This window comes from Maribacter algarum (ex Zhang et al. 2020) (assembly GCF_005885635.1).
In the GTDB taxonomy this organism is placed as follows: domain Bacteria; phylum Bacteroidota; class Bacteroidia; order Flavobacteriales; family Flavobacteriaceae; genus Maribacter_C; species Maribacter_C algarum.
On sequence record NZ_VATY01000001.1, the window covers coordinates 1,888,837 to 1,912,108 of the forward strand.

Below are 23,272 nucleotides of genomic sequence, written 5' to 3' on the forward strand. Positions count from 1 at the left end.
GATTTGTTTGGACTAATTTGAATTTAATCACTCCTTCGTAATCACTAAAGAAGCTCTAGAACCTCCTGATAACAACCACTTGTTTGAATAAATTAATTGCCCCTTGTCATCGTAGACATCGACTTGCGCGGTATTGGGCGATGAAGAACCCTCATTTAAAGCTTCGAACGTTATTCTATTAAATCCTTTGTTCAAATCAATATTTACGCCCTTAAAAGCACCTGTCAATAGCATGTTGGGATCTACAACAGTTTCATTGAGATATATTTTCACTCTATCACCATCAACGAACTCATGGTCGCGGGCTACGACACCAACGAATTCGCCATTACTTTTAATTTCTCCTAAATTTTGATCTGGAAAATGGTCTCTTGAACCTTCTTTCGCTGTTCTTGGTCCAACTTTGGGGTCTATTTTCATACCAGCACCTGCTTGTACTAACTTCCGGTCATCTAACATTTTGACAGGTTTGCGACCCATTGAATCCTTGAAATTAATTTTAGGTTGCTCTTTGATTACATCGGGAATACGAAGGGCAGTGCCCTTATCTTTTTTTCCATCTTTATCTAGCTTATTGGCGGCCTCTATTTTCAGCGGCTTTTGATCTGGTAGGTCGCCAACTTGCGACCACCCTAGGAATGGAATCAAAATAAGCAAGGATGTAAAAAGTAATTTCATAGCACGATAAAGGTCGTTAAATCCCTTCAAAAATAACAAATACCCTGCCAGAGGGGCTTAAATCCCTGTTAAAATGCCAAATTTTCGATAATCGTATTGGCAATTAACTGATGCCCTTGCATGTTTGGGTGAATTGGGTCTTTATCATAACAAGTCGCCTGACTTTTAGAAAGAGGGGTATGAATATCAATGCTTGCTAACAATGAATCATGTTTTAAGGATAGAATGGTCTTTTTAAATTCTTGTAAAACTTCTTTATCGTAGTTGGGATATGGATTTAACCAAGTGAATTTAGCGGTCAAATCAACTTCCACGGGAACCGTTTCCAAAGCCAAGGGAGGTGGCGTTAAGAGTATCGTTTTGATATTTTTTGCCCTTGCTTTTTCAAGAAATGAAAGAACACCTATTTTATAGCTGTCAAATAGTTTTTGAGAGGGCTTACCATAAATGCCACAGTTGATTCCGTAACAAAAGATAAGTATGTCAATCGATTTGATTTCTAAAAGTTCATCTAATCTTTCGAAAAGATAAGGTCTTGGGCCTGGGTGACCTGCTTCCGTTAATCCGGTAATGGTTTCACTACTTTTACCCCAGTTCAAAAAGGTGAGATTCAAGTCGGGCCTTTTCTTATCCGACAATTGTTGTAAGAGTTCTACATAGCCATTACCTCCACCGAAGGTCACACTATCACCAATACATGCAATGACCTGATTCTTTTTAAAGGGAATTTTATTTTTCTCAGTACAGCATAACAATAGACTTCCGGTTATTCCTAATGCCGATGTTATGGTAAACTCCCTTCTATTCATCACAAAGCATTTTGTAAAAAACGAAGAAAATTTCCATACATGATATTTTCGATATCCGAGGAGGAATATCCCCTTTCAGACAAAATTTGAGGGACCTTTTGAAGGTCCGCTATGGTGTCCAAATCTGACGGAGATTGTTCTTTTCCAAAACCACCATCCAAATCAGTGCCAATACCAACGTGTAAACTGTTTCCGGCCAATTGGCAAATATGGTCAATGTTATTGGCCATTTGTTGTAAGGTCACTCCCATAGTTTTGGGGTTGGATTCGCCGCGAACCCAATTCGGTACCATCATCCACGCATCCAAAGCCATTCCGATTACTCCATTTCTACCGATAAGTTCTTTAATTTGTTCATCTGCAAATTGGCGATTGTGGTCCACCAGTGCTCTGCAGTTATTATGACTTGCCCAAACCGGACCGCCGTAATTATCCATCGTTTCCCAAAAGCTTTGATCGCATAAATGGGTTGCGTCTAAAATAAGACCTAGACGTTCAATTTCTTTTAGAAGTGCTTTTCCTTTTGTGCCAATTCCCCCAATGGAATTAGTACCATGTGCATAAGTTCCAGGGCCATAATGTGCGGGGCCAATAGCTCGTAATCCTTGCTCATAACTTCTTTCCAAATAATCGATGGAAATTATGGAATCTGCTCCTTCCAAGCTCAGAATATAGCCAATGGGCTTTTTCCCTTCGGATGTTTTCCAACGTTCCAAATGCGTGTTGAGTTGTTTCTTGTTTCGAATTTGTACAAGTTCACCGGCCTCCTCCATAGTTCTGTACCAAGCCAGTTGTGCTTGCGTTTGTGCCCAAGCTTGTTGAGGTGAATTCCATCCTGGAAGCTTATTATCTTTATGAACGTACCGCGCAATTTGTGTGGCCATGCAAAGTCCGATATTCCCTTTTCGCATTGCCTCAAAAGAAACGGTATTATTACCCCGATCAAGTTTGTCGGTCATCCCTTTTTCGCTTTCACGGATTTCTTCTACTGACCAAGTAAGATCCCGATTCCATTCCATGGCATTCATAGAAAGGTCGAGATGGGCATCGAATATGAACATAACTAAAGGGTGATTTTTTGGTTTCTGGCGGCAACTTTCCAAGTTCCTGATACTGCTCCATCTGAAATAGTTAGTACTTCTTCATACTTAGCTACCGTTGGGCAAATATGAACAGGAATGGCGTAAAACCCATCTCCCACTTCAAATTCATCAGCTCGTTGGGTTCGTACTACTAAATGTTCTTCGCTTTGACCAATCTGCTCGCTATCTTCTAATCCTAATATTTGTACCCTTGGGAATCCCATTTCAGGTGCTACGGACTTATGACCTAAATCAAAACAAATGATATTTTCCTCAGGCTTGCTTATAATTCTAATAAATAATACGGCCGCATGAAGAAAGGGCATGTCAGGGAAAAGTTCCGAGTAGCGTGCATCCCAAAGTAAGGTGGTACCCGGACTAGCATCAACTCCCGTTCGTTTTCCATGTATGGGAAAAGAAGGAGAGCCACCTGCAATAATATCTGGAACAATAATACCTTCTTTTTTAATAGCATCCTTCAAATCCAGAACCTTTTGAAAGGCGATATTACAGGCTTCTGTTCGTTCATGGAGGTCGGAAATATGAATATGTCCGTCATAGGCATGAAATCCCCGAGCTGCAATATTCGGATTGTTTTCCATGGAACCATATAATGAAACAGCTCGTTCATCAGGAATACATCCTGTTCGATTCATACCCGAATTAATATCCAAATAAAGTGAAGCAATTCTATTTGCTTCAGATGCTTTTTGAACAATTTGGGAAAGGGTAGTTTCGTTATCAACCAAAGTCGAAAAGCGAGATTGAGGAAAAGCATCCATCAAAGTAAAAAAGCGACTTATATTGGCTCCGACCGGCTGCATGGCCAATAAGATATCCTGGGCCCCGCATTGCCCCAGTAATTCCGCTTCGGCTATGGTCGCACATTTAAATTTTTGAATACCATGCCGCTGTTGCATCTGCACAATTTCGGCCATTTTATGTGTCTTGATATGCGGGCGTAGATTGGAGACACTCCCAGAAATGGCAACCATGGCACGGATGTTTTCTTCAATACGTTCAGGATAAACCAGAAGTGAAGGTGAGTTGACCCCACTTGTATCTTTTAAAGCATACCATGTATTTTCAGACATCTATTTTATTTATGAAGTTCAAACATGGCTTCAATCTCAACGGAAATTCCACCAGGAAGCATCATACCAACAGCACTTCGAACACCAACTCCATTATCAGCACCAAAAACATCCGCCATCAATTCGCTAAAACCATTAATGACCAAAGGCTGGTCCCCAAAATCAGGATGACAGTTCACCATACCCAAAGTCTTTATCAAACGTTTAATACGGTCAACATCTCCGAAGTGGGTTGTGATGGTAGACAACATGGTCAAGCCGACATGACGGGCGCCAATCTTCCCTTCTTCCAAGCTTAAATTGTCTCCAACTCGTCCTTTATATAGTGAGCCATCAGGTAACATTGGTCCTTGCCCTGATACATATAAAAAATTGTCTATAACCAGTACAGGTTTATATAAACCTGCTGGAGGTGGGGCTGGTGGTAAAACCAATCCTAATTCTTTAATTCTTTCTGAAGCTATGCTCATAACTCTCTAATTTATATAAATATATCTAATACCAAAACGCCAAGTAACCCCATAACTCCCACAGTAGTTTCCATTACCGTCCATGTTTTTAAGGTGTCTTTTACGGATAGGTTAAAGTACTCTTTATACAGCCAAAAACCTCCATCATTCACATGTGAAAGCATCAAACTGCCTGATCCAATGGCCAAAACCATCAATTCAGGACTCGCCCCTGAATCACCTAAAAGGGGGAGTGCAATACCCGCAGCAGTTAAACCTGCAACTGTCGCAGAACCCACACAAACACGAATGACTGTTGCAATAAGCCATGCCAAAATCAAAGGTGAAATAGCAGAGCCTTTGAGCATGTCGCCTATATAATCGCTAACACCACTATCAATCAAAACTTCTTTTAATGCACCTGCGCCCGCAATTATCAGCAAAACCATAGTAATACCTGTAACACCGCTCGCAACAGAATTCATTACTTCTGTCATTTTTCGACCTCGCGCGAGACCAAGAGTGTAAATTGCAACTAAGACGGAAATCAGCATCGCTAGAACCGGGTTGCCGAGTACTGAAGCAACTTCTTTCACCATACTTCCGTCTGGAGTTACTGCATCAATTATCGCTGCAAACCCTATTAATATGACGGGCAATAAAGCCGTGAAAATACTTGTGAACGTACTGGGCATTTCATCATCAGTTAGCACTTTAGGGTTTAAGAATTCTTTCAGGGGAGTTGCTTTAATATTTTTGATGGTTCTAGAAAACAATGGTCCCGCAACTATAATTGCCGGTATGGCAACGATAATTCCGTAGAGCAAAGTTTTACCGATATCTGCTTTAAACATCACGGCAATTCCAGTAGGAGCAGGATGGGGTGGAAGGTATCCGTGCGTTACAGATAGTGAAGCAAGCATCGGTAATCCCACATAAATCAAGGGTAATCCTGTAGCTGCAGCTACCGTGAAAACCAATGGTATTAATATCACAAATCCGACAGTGTAAAACATGGGAATTCCCACCATAAAACCAGTAAGCACAACAGCCCACTGAACATTCTTTTTGCCAAATTTTTCAACCAGTTGCGTGGTAATTTTTTGAGCGGCTCCACTATCGGCCACCAGCTTTCCGAGCATGGCACCCAGACCTAGAATTAAAATGAGTCCACCAAGTGTTTTACCTAGTCCGGTCTCTATCGACTTGACCACTTGGAGTATTTCCATTTGGTTGCCGACCCCCACAAATAAGGAAACCAAAATAAAAGAGATAAAGGCGTTGAGTTTAAAACGGGCAATTAGGAGGAATAAAATTAGAATTCCTGTGATAACAATAACAATTGGCATTAGTTGAGTTTTTGAAAAGTAAGGCCTAAATATACCAAATAAAAAATGCACCCTAACCTTGGGCTAGAATGCATTTTCAAAATTATAACATGCCTTTAGTCATCTGTTTCCGGGGAAAGAAACTTATAGGCCAGACCAGCTAAAATAGCACCAACAATAGGTGCGACCCAGAATAACCATAATTGCCCGGTTGCCCAGCCACCTTCAGCAAAAAGCGCCTGACTGGTACTTCTTGCAGGATTCACAGAAGTATTTGTAACGGGAATACTTATCAAGTGAATCAGGGTGAGACAAAGACCTATAGCCAAACCAGCTAAATATTTTGGCGCTTTGGAATGCGTGCTTCCCAGAATCACAAAAAGAAAGATAAAGGTCATGACTATTTCTGTAATCAAGGCCGCCGTCATATTAAATCCACCAGGAGAATGTTCTCCATAGCCATTGGCAGCGAAACCACCTACACCTTCAAAACCAGCTTGATTCGTTACGATTAAATATAAAATTCCTGCGCCGGCAATACCACCCATAACCTGGGCAATGATGTAGGGAATCAAATCTTTGGCGTCAAAACGACCGCCCATCCATAATCCGATAGAAACTGCGGGATTGAGATGGCAGCCTGAGATATGCCCAATGGCATAGGCCATGGTAACAACGGTAAGACCGAAGGCTAGGGAAACGCCAACAAAGCCTATTCCTAATTCCGGAAATCCTGCTGCGAGCACAGCACTTCCACACCCGCCAAGCACAAGCCATAGGGTTCCGATAAATTCTGCGATTAGTTTTTTCATTTTTTCGAGGGTTTAGTTAATGATTATTTAAATTCAGCTTTAATTTAGGCATTATTATTTTATTATGAATACCTAATAGACAGGTTTTCAATAAATTAATGAATCAACCATACGTTTACAGTTGCTATTCTTGTTATCTTGTTGGGACTAAAACTCGTTTGTTATGTTGAAAAGAGATTTTCTAAAACGTATGGGCCAGACGGCAATGGTAACACCCTTTTTGCCATTTACTGCTCAGGCCAGTACAAAGTCTGAATGGGAACCCTATCCGGTTAATGATGAAGAATTTTGGAAACGCATTCGAGAAGATTATGCCTTAAAACCGAATTACATCAACCTCGAGAATGGCTACTATAATTTTGCGCCTAAACCTACCTTAGAGAAGTTTATTGAGCATGTGAAAATGGTGAATTATGAAGCTTCTTACTACATGCGCACCGTACAATGGGATAATAAAAAAAATGTGGCTAATCGTTTGGCCAAACTGGTGAATTGCGAGTCTGACGAATTGGTAATCACACGAAATACCACAGAATCCCTCGATTTGATAACAGGAGGTTTTCCATGGCAGGAAGGGGACGTAGCTATTTTTGCTGAACAGGACTATGGTGCCATGCAAGAACATTTTAAATTGATGGCAAAGCGCTACGGAATTGTAAATAAATTGGTTTCGATTCCGAACCATCCCATATCGGATGAGGAAATTGTATCTCTTTACGAAAGTCAGATAACATCCAAAACGAGACTAATAATGGTTTGCCATATGGTCAATATCACCGGCCATATTTTACCCATTCGCAAGATTTGTGACATGGCGCACGGTCACGGAGTTGAGGTGATGGTCGATGGGGCACATTGTGTGGGTCACATTGATGTAAATATCAAAGAACTCGACTGCGATTACTACGGAAGCAGTCTTCATAAATGGTTGAGTACACCTTTGGGTGCGGGACTCTTATTTGTAAAAAAGGATAAAATCTCTAAAATATGGCCTTTGTTGGCGGAACATGACCGTGAACCCGATGATATCAGTCGATTGAATCATACGGGTACACACCCTGTACATACCGATTTGGCCATTAACGATGCCATTGATTATTTGGAAATGATTGGACTAGAGCGGAAAGAAAAGCGCATGCGCTATCTGCAGCGCTACTGGAGCGACCAATTACGCGATATGAAAAATGTGGTTATCAATACACCTAAAGAAGAACATCGTAGTTGTGGAATAGCCAATGTGGGAATTCGTCATATGAAACCCAATGATTTGGCCAAAACCTTACTAGACGAGTTCAAGATATTCACCGTAGGTATTAATCGTGAAAATGTTTTAGGATGCAGAATTACGCCGAATGTATATACCACAACAGAGGAGCTGGATACTTTTGTTAGTGCGATAAAGACTATGGCGAGTAGGGGATGATTCTTAACGGTCTCGTATAAGAATAGTAGCGGATTTTCACACACTAACTTTTCGGTTAAACACAGACCTTTTATATATTTACTTACTTTCGTTTTTGCGATTAAGCCGCTATTATTTTTATACAATGTTGTAAGTAGGGCTTTATCTTTTCAGAGCAATGTTTTCATGAACCCATTTTGCTTCATTTTCGGGTTCAATTTCTCCAACTTTACTGCTACATCTACTAAATGTCGCAGCAGGAAAGTCATAAGGTTTACTATCATCGAAATAAGGTCCAACAACTCCTAACATCCAACCGTTTTCTGCAGCCCAATGAGGTTCATTTGTCATATATTTAAAAACGTGATAAAAAACATCGTTTCCGTCAAATTTGATTGTTACTCTTTTCAAGTGTTCAATGTCATCTGGCACTTTATCTAATTCAGTTGGAAATTCAAGCCAGTTCACTAAATTACTTTCCGCTCCACTTTCTATTGTCAGATATTCCTTTGGAAACAATTCCGTTTTTTTATGTTCCGAAAGAATTTGATAAGTCATTTCTCTTGTCTTATTGTCCTTTGCGTATTTTAAAACTTCTTCTTTGCTTATTTCATTCCCACTTTCCAATTTTTCATAAAGAGGTTGAATCCGTTCAAATCTCAATTTATTGGTTTCTGCACTTTCTCTTTTAAATGCAAAATACCTGTAAATCATAAAGATTACGATTAGCAGTACAATTATTCCTATTATGATAAATACTATTTTCATATTTCGTTTTTCGCCTTACTTACAACTTGTTATATGACAACTAATTTTGTCATTTATCTATCAATATGCCTTGCTAAAGAAACTTTTGGTGTTGCTTTTGCGGGATACTTTACTCCCCCAACTCCGTAATCTTCTTTTCATACAACTTCTTGCTCTCTACAACGGCGACATTCAACTCTTTCATAATGCCATCAACACGCCCTTCAATGCTTTTCATTTGGTCGTTGATGTTGTCAAAAGAGTTAAGCGCAGCGGCAACTTCAAGTGCTTTCACCACTTCAACGGCATCGCCGTGAAGCAAACGAAGTTTGTCGATTGCTTTTGAGGTATTGGCTAAAGTACCATTGTACTTGGTGCGCGCTTTTTCAATGGCGCCTAAAAGTGTTTTTTTACTGGTTTCGTCACTTAAGCTGTTGGTTTGGGTTTCCATAGCGGTAAAGAGGTTTGAAGCGTGTTTTTTTAAGTCCTCATACTCTTTGTTCAGGTTTTCTACGCGTTTGTTTACGTTTTCCCAGTCGCCATAGACTTTCGCGAATTCTTTGTCTTCGTTCTTGGTGTCTTCCAAAGCCTTTTGCAAAGCATTTAAGGTTTCGAGTCCCTTATTGACATTCTTGTTCGCGTTTTCTTTCTTTTTTTCAAAAGAGGAAACGGTCGATTTGAAGCGTTCTTTCAGACGAATTAAATCTTCAGGACTTTTATCTTTCCAACAAGAAACAAATAGAAGAGAAACAAGGGTAATCAGGGTTACTTTTTTTAGCATGGTTTTGTGTTTTATCTAGTGCTAAAAATAGTGATTTAAATGTATTCTTAAATTTTACTATTTATCTGCTTTCTTTTTTGGTTTTAATCCGAATAAAGGATGTAACAAAGGAATTTGCAAAATGATGACATGATAAATAAACCAACTAATTAGAAAGGTACCTAAAGTTAGTACACAGAACTTTGGGAGGAAGCCCCAATCGAGGTTCATCAAGTGGAATGCAATACTTATGGTAACGGTCTGATGTAAAATATAAAATGGATATACCGCACGATTGCAATAGGCAAGTAATTTGCTTTTTTTGTTTAGATGCTCTGCTGCGAAACCAAAAAGCACTAAAATCCATGACCAAATATTAGTGACTTTTAATAGGGCTTCGGTAAAATGAACGACATAGCCATCTTCTAAAAAAAACCAAATAAATACTTGGCTTAGAAAAGCGAGTATCCCAATTTTCAAGGCTTTACTTTTTGTTTTTTTCAAACTTTCCCAGAAGGTATCTCCCGCAGAAATCAATAGAAAACCGTAAAAGAACAATACGATACTGGAACTAAAATTGAACCAATCATCAATCAGGGCATGGGTAATATCAAAAAAGGGTTCCATGAATGCCTCAAGCAGATATAATGGAATTATAAAAAGATAAAATCCGAAAGGTTTTTGTATTTGCTTTTTAATCCAATCCACCAATACGGTGTTATTCTTTTTCAAATAAACGAATAGCGGTCCCAGGAGTAAAGAGAACAGTAACAAATAAGGCAAAAACCAAAGGTGATGCCAACTTAGGTTACCTTCAGGATAAATGCCTTCATGGGCGATAGTGGAGAAGAATTCCCAATACGAACCGATAAATTGACCTTTATCCAAACGTTCAAAATAAACTTGAAGAGGTACAATAAGTAACATGCCAAAAATTAACGGAATGCCAAGTCTTTTGATACGTTCCCAACTAAAGGTTCCGATATTCCTTTTGGAAAGGGCATAATAGGTGCCCATTCCCGAAATAACGAATAGAATAGGTAATCGCCACTGATTCAAAAACCGCATAGGCCAACGGAGCCAATCGTAGGTAATGTCATTTTTAATGTGCCACCCCCAGGGCACAAAGAACATACCCACATGATAAAAAATGAGTAGTGCAAATACGATTACTCGTAACCAATCTATGTCGTAGCGTCTTATTTTAGAATCCATATTGTATTTGTTTGTGTCAAAGGTTTGTAGTTTCCTTTAGAGCACAAATTTCTTGAAGCTGCTATATGTCCTGAATTACAATTTTGGAGAAGATTCCTTTGTAAAAGCGGATGGAGAAGTTCCTGTATGTTTTTTGAAAGCACTGTAAAAAGCCGATTTTGATTTAAATCCGACCGATGTTCCAATAGCTTCAATTGTTAAATGGGCGTATGTGGTATCTACTAATCTGGCCTTAGCCTTTTCAACTCTTTTTTGGTTAATGTAATCATTGAAATTAGAATCGTTTTCAAGATTGATTATTTTGGAGATTTGGTTTGGATGTACTTTTAAAATTGAGGCCAAATTGTGTAAAGAGGCTTGCTGTGATAAGAAGTAGTCTTCTGTATCAACATAGTTTTGAATTTTTTCAAAGTCTAAATCACTCTTCAAATTGCTGATAGTTTCATACTTATCCGCAATCCATGATTTTTCAAAAAACCGAGATTCCGCCATTATCAAATACGTGGTGGAAAAGGCGATAAGCGTTTGAAAAAATACAATGTAATGGTCGCCTCCATCATCTTCATACGAATAAAAAACTGCGAAAATGAAAATCAATAAAAGTAGGAGAACCACCACTGTGTTTCTTGTGAAGATGTATTTTCCAGATTTAGGTTTGATTTTGTTGGGATCATGTTTGCTTCTTTCGGCAAGCACTAATTTTAATGACATTAGCGTATAGAAAAGTATGCTAAATAGAATCAACCAGTCAAAAATATCTTTGATGACATGATAACCGTAGCTAAAAGATTCGGAAACTTCTGCCGTTTCAAAACTTGGGAAATAAGCTCCTAAATACGCATTGTATTTCACAGCCAGGGGAGCGAGGAAAAAAGGCACTTGAGTTAAAAAGTATACAGTGGGCAATATAAAATGCCACCAATGTTTCTTGAGTGTAATCGGGGCTCTTTTAATAAGCCCGTAAACGGAGAAATAGGAAAATGGAAAAACCAAAAGGACCAAAAATTCCGTAGAATCATTTAGAAATAGCACCTTTTTCATGAGACCTGTGTAACACAGGTAAGTATCGAAGAAGACGATTGAACTAAAGAAAAAGGACCACCCCAAATACTTAATAGCATAATTTTTTTTGGAACGGGCAAAAATTACGATGCTTATGAAGAAGCTTTGAATTATGCCGATGAGCATAATACTAGAAGTAAGATTATGCCGTATAGGAATTTGCTCTATAAGTTGTTCTAGAACATCCACAAATCTATTGTTTTGCTTTCTGGTAGTCTGCCAGACTCTGAGGTCCTTCTAGTAACACACGAACAATTTGAAGTGTACCATCATCTTTGGTCGCGATTTGCCATTTGATGAGCGCAATAGTTCCTTTAACTATTTCGATACCCGTGATGCTTCTGGGATGTACACAGCTACCATCGTTGAACAGAGGAATCTCCCCAGGTTCTGGAAAACGTGGGCGATGGGTATGTCCAACAATAGTAATCAAGAGGTTTTTTTCAAGAATCCATTTTTTAATGCGACGCTCTACTTTTTTAAGCTCGATATAGTTTTTTGCGGGACTCGTAGGGTCGGCAATTCCCCATACTTGCAGGGGTTTCCAGAGTATTCGAACTAAAAATCGGCCCCAACGCCAAAAAGTGTAATTCCACCAATCCGCTTGATGACCATGAGCCAGAAAAAGTTCTTGTTGGGTTTCTTTATGTTTCAAGACAATGGCTTCGTGGTACTGAATACCCTCAAGAAGGTCTTTTTCGCAATCTTCTACCGGTTCAAAATACTGGAATAAATGTTTTTCCACATATTTTGGGTCTTTGTACACCATGTCATGGTTTCCCCAAATCATGTGCAAGCGTTTTTCTAAATGAAATTGTTTGAGAAGTTTGAAGACATTTTTATGCGCTTGAAAGATAGATTCAAATCGTATGTTTTCCCAAAGTTCGTCTCCGTCGCCCAATTCACAATACTCAAAACCATCTCTAAAATAATGGGTTAGGGCGTGAAAATAGATGTTTCGATTGTTCGCAAAATCATCGGCAAAACTGTTGTCACCTCTATGACAATCACTAAATAGAATGAATTTTGAGCTATCGTCAAAAGGAATCACTTTTGCCCGCTCATACGCTCTAGATAACCGAAACCTTGATGACATTGACGATTTTTTTATAAATATCCGAAAAACACGCCATACCTTAACATTTTTGCTTGATAATCGAGATTTAAAACCTTGATGCTAGCGCCAAAACTGAAATTAAGTTCCTTTTAATCACTTGCGGGTTTGCCTCGAGGTGGTTTACTAAGATTTCCTTAACAAAATTTTATACCTCGTTTTGTAATTTTATGAGGTAAAAGTAGACCAATGGATACTATGTCTTTAAACAACTACGAAAACATGCCTATTCAGCGTGTCATAAGTTTCAATAAATTTATGGAATATTATGATGAGTTGGCCAAAAGTGAAGACCCATTCATGGTTGCTAAGGCTAAACGTGTGCTTGACGCACAAGCGCCTTATCCTGAACTCCGAGATGGTTTTACAGATTTATCTTTGTTAGAAAAACGTAGGGAAGTTATAGACATCATTTTAGAAGATACCTTTTCAGATATTTTAGGGAACAATGAAATAAAAGTGGCTGCTTTGCCATATGACAATTTTATTTTTCATTCTTCAAAAAGATTTGAGAAAATATTGGCTGATGCAGGTCCTGATTTTGAGCCCAAAATTCGAAATCAGGAGGATGAATTTAATTATATTATGGCGGCCGTCGTAGTATTGAATTTCTACTACGGATTCAAACTCGATTTTTCAAGACCTTATTTTTATGATATTCCTGATGTCAACGGTGTCATGCATCATTACCGAATCTTATACAATGCGGATTTCTTAGAACTACATCCTACAGATAAGGCAAAAGACTTAAAACAAGAAGATATTGATGAGCTTTTAGAGAACTATGACAACATTGAACTTTGGAAAGAAAAAATCCCTCCAGCAAGTTTCGTAGCTAAAGGTTTTGTGATATCGAATATGTTTGATGTTACGGCTGAACATTCCATCTCGGAAATTAAATCTGGGCTGATATCAAATGAAAAAGAGAATGGAGATGAGTCGTTTATGGAATTCATGCAAGAAACCTTCCGTTCATTTTTCAGATTGAAGGATATAAAAGTAGGTTTTGTTGCATATGATACCAAACAAGACCAATTTCAATGTGTACACGGTGCTGGAATGGAAAGTGTTATTCTTGGAGATGAGGAGTATGTTTCGTGTGGAGAAGCCCTCTGTCCTGGATCATATAAAGCACTAATGCAGGATAACGATTTCTTTGCTGTTACTGATGTTAACAAATATTATGAGCTTTCGGGAGGCATTGCTCCTTACAAAAACCTTAAAGAAGCAGGCTATCAGAGTGCAATTTTTGCTCCTATAGCCGACAATGGTAATTTACTTGGGGTTCTAGAAATAAGCTCTCCAAATAAAAATGAGCTAAATAGTGTAGTGGCCACCAAGCTTGAGGATATTATGCCGTTTATTGTCACTGCAGTACTTCGGTCGAAAACAGAAGAGGAAAATTTAATAGATGCTATCATACAGCATGAGTGCACTTCGGTTCACGAATCAGTCTATTGGAGGTTTCAGGAAGAAGCAAAAAACTTCATCAAAGATGGGCTGCATGGTGAGCAACCTTCCTTCAAGGAAATTGTTTTTGAGAATGTGAGTCCGCTATACGGGCAAATTGATATTAAGGACTCGTCCATGGCTAGAAATAAGGCTATTCAACGAGATTTAATGATTCAATTATCCGATGTAAATAGGGTGTTGACCGAGGCTTGGCAAAAAACAAAACTGCCCATTTATGAAGAACTTATTTTTAGGGTGAATAATCATATTGATGATGTAAAAGACGTGCTGCATACGAACAGCGAGCAGGCAATTTTTAACTTTATCATGGATGAGGTAAACCCTGTTTTTGAGCATTTGAAAAAAGAGGATGTCGAGCTTGAAAAATTGGTTAGTGGTTACGAAGCTCGAATTGACGAAAATACACATTCCTATTACGACCATCGTAAAAATTACGATACGAGCGTAATGAAAATAAATAAAAAGCTAGCTTCTTTAATTGACAAGAAGCAGGAAGATGCCCAAGAGATGTTTCCACATTATTTTGAGCGTTATAAAACTGACGGCATAGAGCATAATATGTATATTGGCGATTCGATTGCGGGTAACCGAAACTTTGACCCATTATACTTGAATAATCTTCGTTTGTGGCAAATGCAGGTAATGTGTGATATGGAAAATAAACACTACAGTTTGAAGCCTGAACTTCCGGTGCCTTTAGATGTTGCTTCTTTGATTTTGGTTTACAATACGTCCTTATCAATTCGTTTTCGGATGGATGAAAAACGCTTTGATGTAGACGGAACCTACAATGCTCGCTATGAAATTATTAAAAAACGCATTGATAAATCTTTTGTAAAAGGCACCGACGAACGTCTTACCCAAACCGGAAAGATGGTTATTGTGTATTCTCAGAAAAGTGATGAGTTGGAGTATTTACGTTACATCAAATTCCTGAAGTCAAAAGGATATTTCACAGGTAAAGTGGAAATTGTGGAATTAGAGGGACTTCAGGGTGTAGCAGGGCTGAAGGCTATCAGAGCGGATATCTTATATAGAAAAGATCAGGAGTCAGAAAAGACGTATACCTACGACGACCTTATGGAAGAATTAAAGGCATAGGCCACTTTTTTCAAGCAATTCTATCAGGGCCAAAAAACTTAAAGGCTATTGCAAAAGCTAAAACAGATATTACAATACCTACCATAAAAATGGTGTAGGTCCAACGAAGGATTTTATATTTTCTGTTCAAAACTAGCCCCAAGAAATAAAGGTCTTTGGTCAAGCTCGTGTATATATATTCCTTGTCTTTTACCAGTTCCTTAATAGCCCATTCGTAATCGGGTAAATTCATCTTGTGAAAGTTTCCGAAGAATAAAAGGTTTACTTTTTTGTTCTTGACATCCTCTTTGGTGAACTGTCCGCTTGTGACATTAGGTCGTGTGGCCAAAACAGCCAAAATCATCGAAACAACGCTGAATACTACAAAAATTACTGTTGGATAAATCAAATAAGTGTTTGAGGGATTGTCAAGTTTGGTAATCAAATTCGATAATACCAAAGAAATAATAATCGCATTTACTGAAAGTAAAATGTTGGCTTTGGTATCCGCAATATCACTAAGTGTCAAATGATTTTTGAGCGTTACCCTAAACAAAGTCTGTATCCCCCTATCTGGACTTTCGGTCTTGTACTTCGCCTTAATCGCTTCTTTTTTAGCGATTTGCTTTTCAGTCTTTTTCTCCTTGACCAGCTTTTTTAAATTTTTGTTTTTTCCTGCCTGCCAGTTCTCTTTGGCATAGTCTGTATAGAATTGATGCTCCTTTTTGAACATTTCTAGATTGGCGTCGCACCATTCTTTTGTGGTGTACTCGGCAATACCGAGTAAAGAGAGCTCTTCGCGCAAATAGTCTGAAGTTTCCCAATAACTTTTTTGACCGAAATGTGACGAATCAGCATCTCGGATAATCATTTCAGAAAGATTTTTTGGTTCATAATAGCGTTTCGTTGCTCGTATGCCTTCCATTACTTTTTGAATCTTCAAGTCACTATAGCCTTCAGCAATAAAAAAGTCTTTGGCAAGGATACAGCTACTTTCTTCATGGTCTACCGTTCCTTTTGTATACCCTATATCATGCATCCAGGCAGTGAGTAAAAGAATCTCATTTTCTTCTTCGGAAAGATTATGCGCGTCCAACAATTCTTTAGTACTTTTAACAACACGCTCAGTATGCTTTAGATTGTGATATAAATGTTTTGGATTTAGCGTGTTCGTCAATAAATCTGTGGCAAAAACTTTAGTTTTCTCTAGTATATCCGACATATGGCATGTGTTAGAATCTCCCCCACCAAATTACAAAATTCTAGACTTTAGAACAGTTATATGAAGAAGTATTCATTTGTCGTATTGTATTGCCTTTTACTTACGAGTTGTGCTACGCAAAAGACAAAGTACGCGCAAGGGTTTTCAGATAAGGATATCCCCATTACTAAAGAGATTTCCCATACGGTATATCTTATTGGTGATGCAGGGCTATCTAAGGAGAATAGACCCAATTCGGCTTTGAAATTATTCAAAAGTAAATTGAACAGGGCTGATGAGAATAGTACAGCTATTTTCTTGGGAGACAATATCTATCCTGCAGGATTGCCTAATAAAAAAGATGTTCCTATAGAATATGAATTGGCTAAAAGCTATCTGGATGCACAGTTGGAGACACTAGAAAATTTTGAAGGTAGACCATTGTTTATTCCTGGAAATCATGATTGGTATAGTGACGGGTTAAAAGGATTGAACCGTCAAGAAAAGTATGTCAAGAAAAAACTAAAGCAAAAGAATCCGTTTTTACCTGAAAATGGGTGCCCAATTACACAAGTGAAGGTAAATGATAAACTCGCCATTATTATAATAGATACGGAGTGGTATTTGACCAATTGGAACAAACACCCAACCATGAACGATAATTGTGAAATTAAAAGCCGTGCTAAGTTTTGGGAAGAAGTAGAAGGGGCAATCAAAAAGAATAGGGATAAAACTACCTTGATTGCTTTGCATCATCCGATGTTTACCTATGGACCTCATGGAGGCCAATTTTCGCTAAAACAACAGCTATTTCAAGGAAGTAGTAAGTTTCCATTACCTGTTATCGGAACGCTAATAAATGTCCTTAGAAAAACATCTGGAGCTTCTCCAGCTGACGTTCAAAACAAGCGCTATACCGAGTTTAAAAACCGAATGGTGACTTTGGCCCAGTATTCTGAAAAGGTAATTTTCGTTTCAGGTCATGAACATACGTTGCAGTATATAAAAGAGAATAATATTCCTCAAATTGTAAGTGGGGCAGGGGCGAAAAAGGGAGTCGCTCGCGTAATGAATGGTGGTCAATTTGCCTCCGGTAAAATGGGCTATGCGACTTTGGAAGTCTATGAGGATGGTTCTTCTCAAGTTCGTTATTTTGGAGTCAACGAGATTGAAAAGGAAGAATCTCTGTTCTCTACCCAAGTACTGAGTCCTGACAGAACAACATATGATAGTGATTATACAGAAACATATCCTTCAGAGGCAGCTGCCTCAATTTATACTGAGGAAGAACTCGATAAGACAGGTTTCTTTAAAACGATTTGGGGTGAGCGGTATCGCAAATACTATGGTACCAAGGTTACCGCGCCAACCGTAAATCTAGATACGCTTTTCGGGGGATTAAAACCTGTTCGAAAGGGTGGTGGGCATCAATCAAAATCATTACGACTGCGCCATGAGAATGGGAAGGAATATGTAATGCGTGCCTTGCGAAAGGTTTCGGAGTTGTATTTACAATCCATGGTTTTTCAGCAGCAATATGTGATGGATGATTTGCAGGATACTTTTCTGCAAGAATTTCTACAGGATTTTTATACAGGTTCACACCCCTATGCACCATTCACGATTGGCCCACTTTCTGATGCGATTGGAATTTACCATACCAATCCCGTATTGTACTATATTCCTAAACAGGATGCCTTAGAGGAGTTCAATGATAGTTTTGGAGATGAACTCTATATGATAGAAGAACATGCCGGTGATGGGCACGGTGACTTAGCCAGTTACGGTTTTTCAGATAAACTCATCAGTACAGATGAAATGCTTGAGAATCTTCGTGATGATGAAAAATATGACGTAGATGCAGAAATGTATGCCAGGGCAAGACTTTTCGATATGGTGCTGGGGGATTGGGATCGTCACGTGGACCAATGGCGTTGGGCTGAATTCAAGAAAAAAGGAAAAAAGAAGAAAATATATAAACCGGTACCCCGTGACCGTGACCAGGCTTATTCCATTATGGGTGATGGTTTGTTCATGGGATTAGCCACTAGACTAATTCCTGCCTTGCGCCTTATGGAAGGCTTTAAAGAAGAAATAAGAAGTGTAAGAGGCTTTAATTCTTCGCCAAAAACCTATGTACTTGATTTGGCCTTACTAAATGAAACGACTAGAGAAACTTGGTTGGCTGAGGCCAGATACATTCGAGAGAACCTTACGGAAGAGGTGATTGATAAAGCATTTCTTTCTTTCCCAGAAGAAGTACGAGATGAAACGGTTACGGAGATCAAAAGAGTATTGATTAAGCGAATTTCTGCAATAGAAGAAACTGCAGGGGAGTACTATCGTATTTTAAACAAATATGCCGTGATCACCGGAACTGATAAAGATGACTGGTTCGAAATAGAGTATTTGAACCGCGATGAAGTTGAGGTAAGCGCCTATAGAATTATCGATGGCGAAAAGAAAAAGCGATTTTTTAATAAGAAATTTGACAAGAGTTTCACTAAAGAAATCTGGGTATATGGATTGGATGACGAAGATCGCTTTGAAGTCAAAGGCAATTACAAGAGCAGAATTAAAGTACGTCTAATAGGGGGTCAGAATAATGATAGATATGATGTTGGAGAAGGTGGTGGCACCGTTATTTATGATTACCAATCCAAAAAGAACCGTTTTAAAGATGTTTCCAAGGCAAGGGTGAAATTAACGGATAACTATGCTGTAAATACCTATCAGCCCCTTAAGATGAGGGCTTCTCAAAATCAACTTTTACCACTTATTGGGTTCAATCCTGATGATGGTCTTAAAATTGGAATTACCGAAACCTATACCTATAACGGTTTCCGTCAAAACCCCTTTACACAACAACATCATATCAACGCGGCTTTTTATTTTGCTACAAGTGGATTCGAGTTAGGCTACCGGGGAGAGTTTGCAAATGCCTTTGGGAAAGCGAATTTCGAACTGGACACCCGATTCACAAGTCCCAATTTTGCCATAAACTTTTTTGGCTTTGGAAACGATACCGAAAACTTAGATGATGAACTGGAGCTGGATTATAATAGAGTTAAATACAGCACGATAAGATTGGCACCTTCCCTAGTTTGGCGCGGACAATTAGGGAGCAAAATACGAATGGGAATATCTTATGAGTCCATTGAAGTTGAAGAAACTGAAAATCGATTTATAAACACTTTTTATCAGGAGAATAATACGGAAACCCAGAAGAGTTTTGTTGGTTTGGATGGAGAGTATAGCTTTGAGAATACTGATAACGCAGCTTTTCCAACATTAGGTATGGCAACTTCATTACAAGTTGGGTATAAAATGGAAACTACAGATGGAAGTAGTAGTTTCGGATATATTATTCCTGGCTTATCTTTAGATTACAAATTAATACCCAATGGTAACTTGGTTCTTGCAACCAAATGGAAAGCACATTTTATACTGGGTGACGACTATGAATTCTACCAAGCGGCAAGTATAGGTGGAACGGATGGATTAAGAGGATTCAGAAATCAACGCTTCACAGGGAAAAATGCCTATTATCAAAACACAGATTTGCGCTTAAGCCTTGGGCAAAGAAGAACGGGAATTTTGCCAACAACGGTCGGAATTTATAGTGGTTTTGACTATGGTAGGGTTTGGCAGCCTAATGAAGATTCTGACAAATGGCATACCTCGTATGGTGGAGGGTTTTTTATCAATGCTGCCGATATAATGTCGCTACGTGCAGCAATTTTCAATAGTTCAGACGGACTTCGCTTTTCTTTCGGACTAGGTTTTGGGTTTTAATAAAAGTGAAGGAAAATATTATTTGCTCCTTCCCCAAAAAGTGGAAGGAGCTTTAAAAAATTAGTTTAATGTATACGAATACAAATTACCGCCAGTACCATTTCTCTGTTCATCGGAAAGTAAAAGATTTTGGTTATCTGAGAAACAGACAGACTCCAATTGTGTTCGAATGCCTAAGTCAATTTCTTTAATATCCCCTTTGGCTAATTCATCCATAGAAAAATTAGTTATAATCCATAACTTTCCATAGCTTAAAAGAACAATCTTCTTTCCGTCAGGGGATATATCTGCAGAAGTAACTTGACAAATATTCCAATCTGTACACAGGGGAATTTTGTCCACCAATTCCGCCTCATAAGTACCTTTTTTGTCGGGTACGCGATAAACGAAAGTTTCCCCTGTAAACGGGTTGGCTCGATTCTTCGTGAAAATATAGAGATATCCGTTACTATGAAAAAAAGCCTCCGCGTCATAAAACAGTTCGCCTCTTCTTGGTGGAAACTCTTGTTGTTCAGGATAGCTGAATCTGATTTTTTTAGCGGGAATCTTTTTCCCTTTCTCGATTTCAGGATTGGGTGCCTTGTAAATAACTAGGTTTTTTCTATCGTTTTGATTATTACCAAAATCTCCAATGTAAAGATTACCATCTTTGTCTTTACTCAAGTCCTCCCAGTCATTATTTTTCTCTTTTTTAACATCTAGCTGATGAATGATGTTCCCCTTGAAATCAGTTTTATAAATGTCGTCACTATTGCCATTATCTTCTATAAACCAAGCTGTTGAATCAACATATGAAACTATACCAGAATTTTCTTTTAGTTTTTGCGGGAGCTTTTCAATGAGTTTGAGTTGCCCGTGATTGGCACAGCTCTGGAGCAAGAAAACCAGTACTAAAATGGAATAGGGTCGATTCATTTTATTCTTTCAAAGGCATGAAAACTTCAGCCTTCCAATTTAATTCATCGCCGCCCATATTAGGGTTGCTGTAAAAAACTTCAATGGGTTTTTGCTCAATAGTCATATCATTCTTTTTTGCAAAATCAACCATAGCATACCAAGCACGATCTGAAATGATATAATTTCCATTAAATACACTTTTAATGGCCTTTTGATTCTTAACCTGTTGGAACTGAACACCATTGATTTGTGGTAGGGTATCTGATTTTATAATAGGATAACAAAAATTAAAAACAATACTATCTGTTTGCATATTCCAATCTTCAATTTGGATAAAAGGAGGGCCATCAAGAGCGATATTATTTTTAGCCAAGACACTATTCAAAATAGGATAATTTTCCATCATTTTGAGCGCTTTTTCCTTTTGAGTACTTTTTAAAGAGATATAGGCGCAATATTTTGAAGGTATTTCGTCTACACCAGTTATCGTTACTTTAAAACTCTCAGTATGTTCCTTTAGCGTTTCCATAAGGTCTTTTACCGTATTCTTTGTACGCTTTTCAAAATCAGTTTCAGAAAAGGGAATAGTTATTTTATTTGGAAGACTATTTTCAACATCCGTAACGAGAACTTTTACCCGTGAAGTAGAATCGTTTAGGGGTTTTACATTCCATTCATATGTGTGAACGGAATCGTTGAATCGAAGCTGATGCGAAAAGTGCCGCAAATCAGTTTGATTTAACAGTTTGCTATCGACCAATCCATTTGCCCATAACTTTATTGCTTGATTTACCGTACCCGGTATAGCCCTTGTTTTAAAAGTAACTTGGTAATCATTTGGTTTGAGAAAGAGATACCAAATTAAGGTTCCCAATAGAAGTATCAGTAAACCCCAAGCCAATTTCTTTCGCATGCTTATTGGTTTATTGCCACTTTTTGATTATTCGTCATCTTTAGATTATCAACGACGAATTTTCCAAGATCTCGACCCTGTTTTACACCTATTTCAACAGCAGCTCGATAGTGAATACCACCATACATTCTACTGATTGCCGCTTCATCTGCCGCTTGCGCGAAAGAGGTAAAACTTCTCACAGGTAAACCATAGGCCACTTCTGTGTCATCATCAAAACTGAATTCATCTCCAAAAATATCTGTAAGTGTGACCGATGCCGCCCCAGAAACCACACTATGACCACTTGAATATTCTGGAAAAGGTGGAGTCTGTAAAACCGGTTTCCAGTTCTCATCAATATGTTCGTTAATCAAGGTTTCAGGACGAATTAGGTTACTTCTGTATTTTTCATCCCAACAACTGATAAAGGCATCGGCCATTGCAATGGAAGCTTTGGTATAGGCGTATAGTGTTTTGTCGAAATCGCTATTGGTTTTTCTACTTGCAATTTTGGTAATTCCTATCCAATGGGCACCCGGACTAATCTTTTTAGTGGCAAACATCAGGTGTCCTCTAGTGACAGATACATACGGATTACAGTCCCAGAATTGTGCAATCTTAATTTCCTCTGACTCATCGCCTTTTGCGGTAATCTGATTGCTTATTTCATAAACTTCCGCCAATTCTTTATAGAAATCAGAATCTTTTTCTAAAGAAAAGGGTGGAGGTGGAATGGGCTTAAACTGTGCTGCCGAATCAATTACAAAGGGCCGTATTTTGTTCCAATGGGGTTCTATTCCATCCATATAGGCTGGTGGTGTTGGTTGCCATCTTGTAGGGTCCTCGGTGTCGACAGTAAACTTTGGCATGGTTCGCGTTTGATTGTAATTGTCTTTGATCATCCATTCTCCGATGTGCTCCGCTACTTCAAGTCCGAATAACTTTGAATCCTCAAATAAAACCGGATTTTTTCCACCCCAAACTCCGTAAAGGCTATCTCTTAGCATCTCGATTTTATCCTCGGAAAAAATCAATCTTTTGCTGAGTTCCATGTGTGCGACCATAGCCGCGACTTCATGACTAATGACTTTTGATTCATTCGGTTCGGGGATAGCCGTGAAATCTGTTAACTGGCCCGCTAAAGAAAGATATGCTGGGTTTTTTAAAGCGATTATCTCATAAGCTGCAACATTCGGATATGCAAAGATTCTACTCGCTACCGGCGGCGAAAAAATATCATGAATCATGATTTCAGTTACCTTATCTACAGAAGCATGTAAATCTTCTGGGGAAACAGAAATCGGCTCAGCCTTTTCTGTACAAGAAAATATTAGGGTTAAGACAGAGATTATTGCAATTATCTTCTTCATCGTTCTTCT

The 23,272-nt window shown here is 38.6% G+C and carries 19 protein-coding genes; 3 read left to right on the forward strand and 16 right to left on the reverse strand.

Annotation, left to right across the window (positions count from 1 at the left end; translation table 11 throughout):
* Positions 1–27: 27 nt before the first annotated feature.
* From FEE95_RS08225 to aqpZ, 7 genes are all read right to left on the reverse strand, one after another.
* Complete coding sequence (locus FEE95_RS08225) at positions 28–678, reverse strand: hypothetical protein (RefSeq protein WP_238474524.1); 651 nt, start codon at positions 676–678, stop codon at positions 28–30.
* Positions 679–746: 68 nt separating this feature from the next.
* Positions 747–1,487 (reverse strand): SGNH/GDSL hydrolase family protein, encoded by a 741-nt coding sequence (locus FEE95_RS08230; RefSeq protein ID WP_138657390.1) that lies wholly within the window; start codon positions 1,485–1,487, stop codon positions 747–749.
* Positions 1,487–2,548, reverse strand: coding sequence for a dipeptidase (locus FEE95_RS08235; RefSeq protein ID WP_138657391.1), 1,062 nt, complete (start codon positions 2,546–2,548; stop codon positions 1,487–1,489). Before FEE95_RS08235 ends, FEE95_RS08230 begins: the two co-directional genes overlap by 1 nt.
* A 2-nt stretch (positions 2,549–2,550) precedes the next feature.
* A complete protein-coding gene (locus FEE95_RS08240; protein ID WP_138657392.1) occupies positions 2,551–3,663 on the reverse strand; it encodes a D-TA family PLP-dependent enzyme in 1,113 nt (370 codons plus the stop codon).
* 5 nt (positions 3,664–3,668) lie between these two features.
* A complete protein-coding gene (locus tag FEE95_RS08245) occupies positions 3,669–4,133 on the reverse strand; it encodes a RidA family protein (RefSeq protein WP_138657393.1) in 465 nt (154 codons plus the stop codon).
* Positions 4,134–4,144: 11 nt separating this feature from the next.
* Positions 4,145–5,461 (reverse strand): gluconate:H+ symporter, encoded by a 1,317-nt coding sequence (locus FEE95_RS08250; RefSeq protein ID WP_138657394.1) that lies wholly within the window; start codon positions 5,459–5,461, stop codon positions 4,145–4,147.
* A gap of 95 nt (positions 5,462–5,556) precedes the next feature.
* On the reverse strand, positions 5,557–6,252 hold the full coding sequence (gene aqpZ, locus FEE95_RS08255; protein ID WP_138657395.1) for an aquaporin Z: 696 nt from the start codon (positions 6,250–6,252) through the stop codon (positions 5,557–5,559).
* 163 nt (positions 6,253–6,415) lie between these two features.
* Between aqpZ and FEE95_RS08260 the strand changes: the two genes are divergently transcribed.
* Entirely contained in the window at positions 6,416–7,675 is a 1,260-nt protein-coding gene (locus FEE95_RS08260) for an aminotransferase class V-fold PLP-dependent enzyme (RefSeq protein WP_138657396.1), read from the forward strand.
* Positions 7,676–7,816: 141 nt separating this feature from the next.
* On the opposite strand, the gene FEE95_RS08265 is transcribed toward FEE95_RS08260, so the two are convergent.
* The 5 genes from FEE95_RS08265 to FEE95_RS08285 all read right to left on the reverse strand — a co-directional run bounded on the left by FEE95_RS08265 (position 7,817) and on the right by FEE95_RS08285 (position 12,534).
* Positions 7,817–8,422 carry a hypothetical protein gene (locus tag FEE95_RS08265; protein WP_138657397.1) on the reverse strand — a complete coding sequence of 202 codons (606 nt, stop codon included), beginning with the start codon at positions 8,420–8,422 and terminating at the stop codon, positions 7,817–7,819.
* A gap of 109 nt (positions 8,423–8,531) precedes the next feature.
* Positions 8,532–9,182 carry a hypothetical protein gene (locus FEE95_RS08270; protein ID WP_138657398.1) on the reverse strand — a complete coding sequence of 217 codons (651 nt, stop codon included), beginning with the start codon at positions 9,180–9,182 and terminating at the stop codon, positions 8,532–8,534.
* A 57-nt stretch (positions 9,183–9,239) separates the two neighbouring features.
* On the reverse strand, positions 9,240–10,376 hold the full coding sequence (locus FEE95_RS08275; RefSeq protein ID WP_171037004.1) for an acyltransferase family protein: 1,137 nt from the start codon (positions 10,374–10,376) through the stop codon (positions 9,240–9,242).
* A 75-nt stretch (positions 10,377–10,451) separates the two neighbouring features.
* The gene (locus FEE95_RS08280) at positions 10,452–11,417 is read right to left on the reverse strand and encodes a helix-turn-helix domain-containing protein (RefSeq protein ID WP_171037005.1); all 966 of its coding nucleotides are present in this window, start codon (positions 11,415–11,417) and stop codon (positions 10,452–10,454) included.
* A 214-nt stretch (positions 11,418–11,631) separates the two neighbouring features.
* Complete coding sequence (locus FEE95_RS08285) at positions 11,632–12,534, reverse strand: metallophosphoesterase family protein (RefSeq protein ID WP_138657400.1); 903 nt, start codon at positions 12,532–12,534, stop codon at positions 11,632–11,634.
* A 216-nt stretch (positions 12,535–12,750) separates the two neighbouring features.
* On the opposite strand from FEE95_RS08285, the gene FEE95_RS08290 reads away from it, so the two are divergent.
* Positions 12,751–15,126 carry a GAF domain-containing protein gene (locus tag FEE95_RS08290; protein ID WP_138657594.1) on the forward strand — a complete coding sequence of 792 codons (2,376 nt, stop codon included), beginning with the start codon at positions 12,751–12,753 and terminating at the stop codon, positions 15,124–15,126.
* 10 nt (positions 15,127–15,136) lie between these two features.
* Here the strand turns inward: FEE95_RS08290 and FEE95_RS08295 are convergent, their stop codons facing one another.
* Complete coding sequence (locus FEE95_RS08295; RefSeq protein ID WP_138657401.1) at positions 15,137–16,327, reverse strand: Pycsar system effector family protein; 1,191 nt, start codon at positions 16,325–16,327, stop codon at positions 15,137–15,139.
* 60 nt (positions 16,328–16,387) lie between these two features.
* Here FEE95_RS08295 and FEE95_RS08300 point away from each other — a divergent pair, with 60 nt between their 5' ends.
* Entirely contained in the window at positions 16,388–20,101 is a 3,714-nt protein-coding gene (locus tag FEE95_RS08300) for a metallophosphoesterase (RefSeq protein WP_138657402.1), read from the forward strand.
* Positions 20,102–20,161: 60 nt separating this feature from the next.
* On the opposite strand, the gene FEE95_RS08305 is transcribed toward FEE95_RS08300, so the two are convergent.
* Genes FEE95_RS08305 through FEE95_RS08315 form a run of 3 tightly spaced genes read right to left on the reverse strand, consistent with a single transcriptional unit; the run spans position 20,162 to position 23,263 of the window.
* A complete protein-coding gene (locus FEE95_RS08305; RefSeq protein ID WP_138657403.1) occupies positions 20,162–21,016 on the reverse strand; it encodes a hypothetical protein in 855 nt (284 codons plus the stop codon).
* A gap of 1 nt (position 21,017) precedes the next feature.
* Entirely contained in the window at positions 21,018–21,911 is an 894-nt protein-coding gene (locus FEE95_RS08310; RefSeq protein ID WP_138657404.1) for a GyrI-like domain-containing protein, read from the reverse strand.
* 2 nt (positions 21,912–21,913) lie between these two features.
* A complete protein-coding gene (locus FEE95_RS08315) occupies positions 21,914–23,263 on the reverse strand; it encodes a vanadium-dependent haloperoxidase (protein WP_138657405.1) in 1,350 nt (449 codons plus the stop codon).
* Positions 23,264–23,272: the final 9 nt, after the last annotated feature.

Coding starts and splice junctions, on each gene's coding strand:
- FEE95_RS08240 (WP_138657392.1), bottom strand. CDS start 3,663: ATGTCTGAAAATACATGGTATGCTTTAAAAGATACAAGTGGGGTCAAC.
- FEE95_RS08270 (WP_138657398.1), bottom strand. CDS start 9,182: ATGCTAAAAAAAGTAACCCTGATTACCCTTGTTTCTCTTCTATTTGTT.
- aqpZ (WP_138657395.1), bottom strand. CDS start 6,252: ATGAAAAAACTAATCGCAGAATTTATCGGAACCCTATGGCTTGTGCTT.
- FEE95_RS08315 (WP_138657405.1), bottom strand. CDS start 23,263: ATGAAGAAGATAATTGCAATAATCTCTGTCTTAACCCTAATATTTTCT.
- FEE95_RS08225 (WP_238474524.1), bottom strand. CDS start 678: ATGAAATTACTTTTTACATCCTTGCTTATTTTGATTCCATTCCTAGGG.
- FEE95_RS08275 (WP_171037004.1), bottom strand. CDS start 10,376: ATGGATTCTAAAATAAGACGCTACGACATAGATTGGTTACGAGTAATC.
- FEE95_RS08235 (WP_138657391.1), bottom strand. CDS start 2,548: ATGTTCATATTCGATGCCCATCTCGACCTTTCTATGAATGCCATGGAA.
- FEE95_RS08290 (WP_138657594.1), top strand. CDS start 12,751: ATGTCTTTAAACAACTACGAAAACATGCCTATTCAGCGTGTCATAAGT.
- FEE95_RS08260 (WP_138657396.1), top strand. CDS start 6,416: ATGTTGAAAAGAGATTTTCTAAAACGTATGGGCCAGACGGCAATGGTA.
- FEE95_RS08305 (WP_138657403.1), bottom strand. CDS start 21,016: ATGAATCGACCCTATTCCATTTTAGTACTGGTTTTCTTGCTCCAGAGC.
- FEE95_RS08250 (WP_138657394.1), bottom strand. CDS start 5,461: ATGCCAATTGTTATTGTTATCACAGGAATTCTAATTTTATTCCTCCTA.
- FEE95_RS08300 (WP_138657402.1), top strand. CDS start 16,388: ATGAAGAAGTATTCATTTGTCGTATTGTATTGCCTTTTACTTACGAGT.
- FEE95_RS08245 (WP_138657393.1), bottom strand. CDS start 4,133: ATGAGCATAGCTTCAGAAAGAATTAAAGAATTAGGATTGGTTTTACCA.
- FEE95_RS08280 (WP_171037005.1), bottom strand. CDS start 11,417: ATGAAAAAGGTGCTATTTCTAAATGATTCTACGGAATTTTTGGTCCTT.
- FEE95_RS08230 (WP_138657390.1), bottom strand. CDS start 1,487: ATGAATAGAAGGGAGTTTACCATAACATCGGCATTAGGAATAACCGGA.
- FEE95_RS08285 (WP_138657400.1), bottom strand. CDS start 12,534: ATGTCATCAAGGTTTCGGTTATCTAGAGCGTATGAGCGGGCAAAAGTG.
- FEE95_RS08295 (WP_138657401.1), bottom strand. CDS start 16,327: ATGTCGGATATACTAGAGAAAACTAAAGTTTTTGCCACAGATTTATTG.
- FEE95_RS08265 (WP_138657397.1), bottom strand. CDS start 8,422: ATGAAAATAGTATTTATCATAATAGGAATAATTGTACTGCTAATCGTA.
- FEE95_RS08310 (WP_138657404.1), bottom strand. CDS start 21,911: ATGCGAAAGAAATTGGCTTGGGGTTTACTGATACTTCTATTGGGAACC.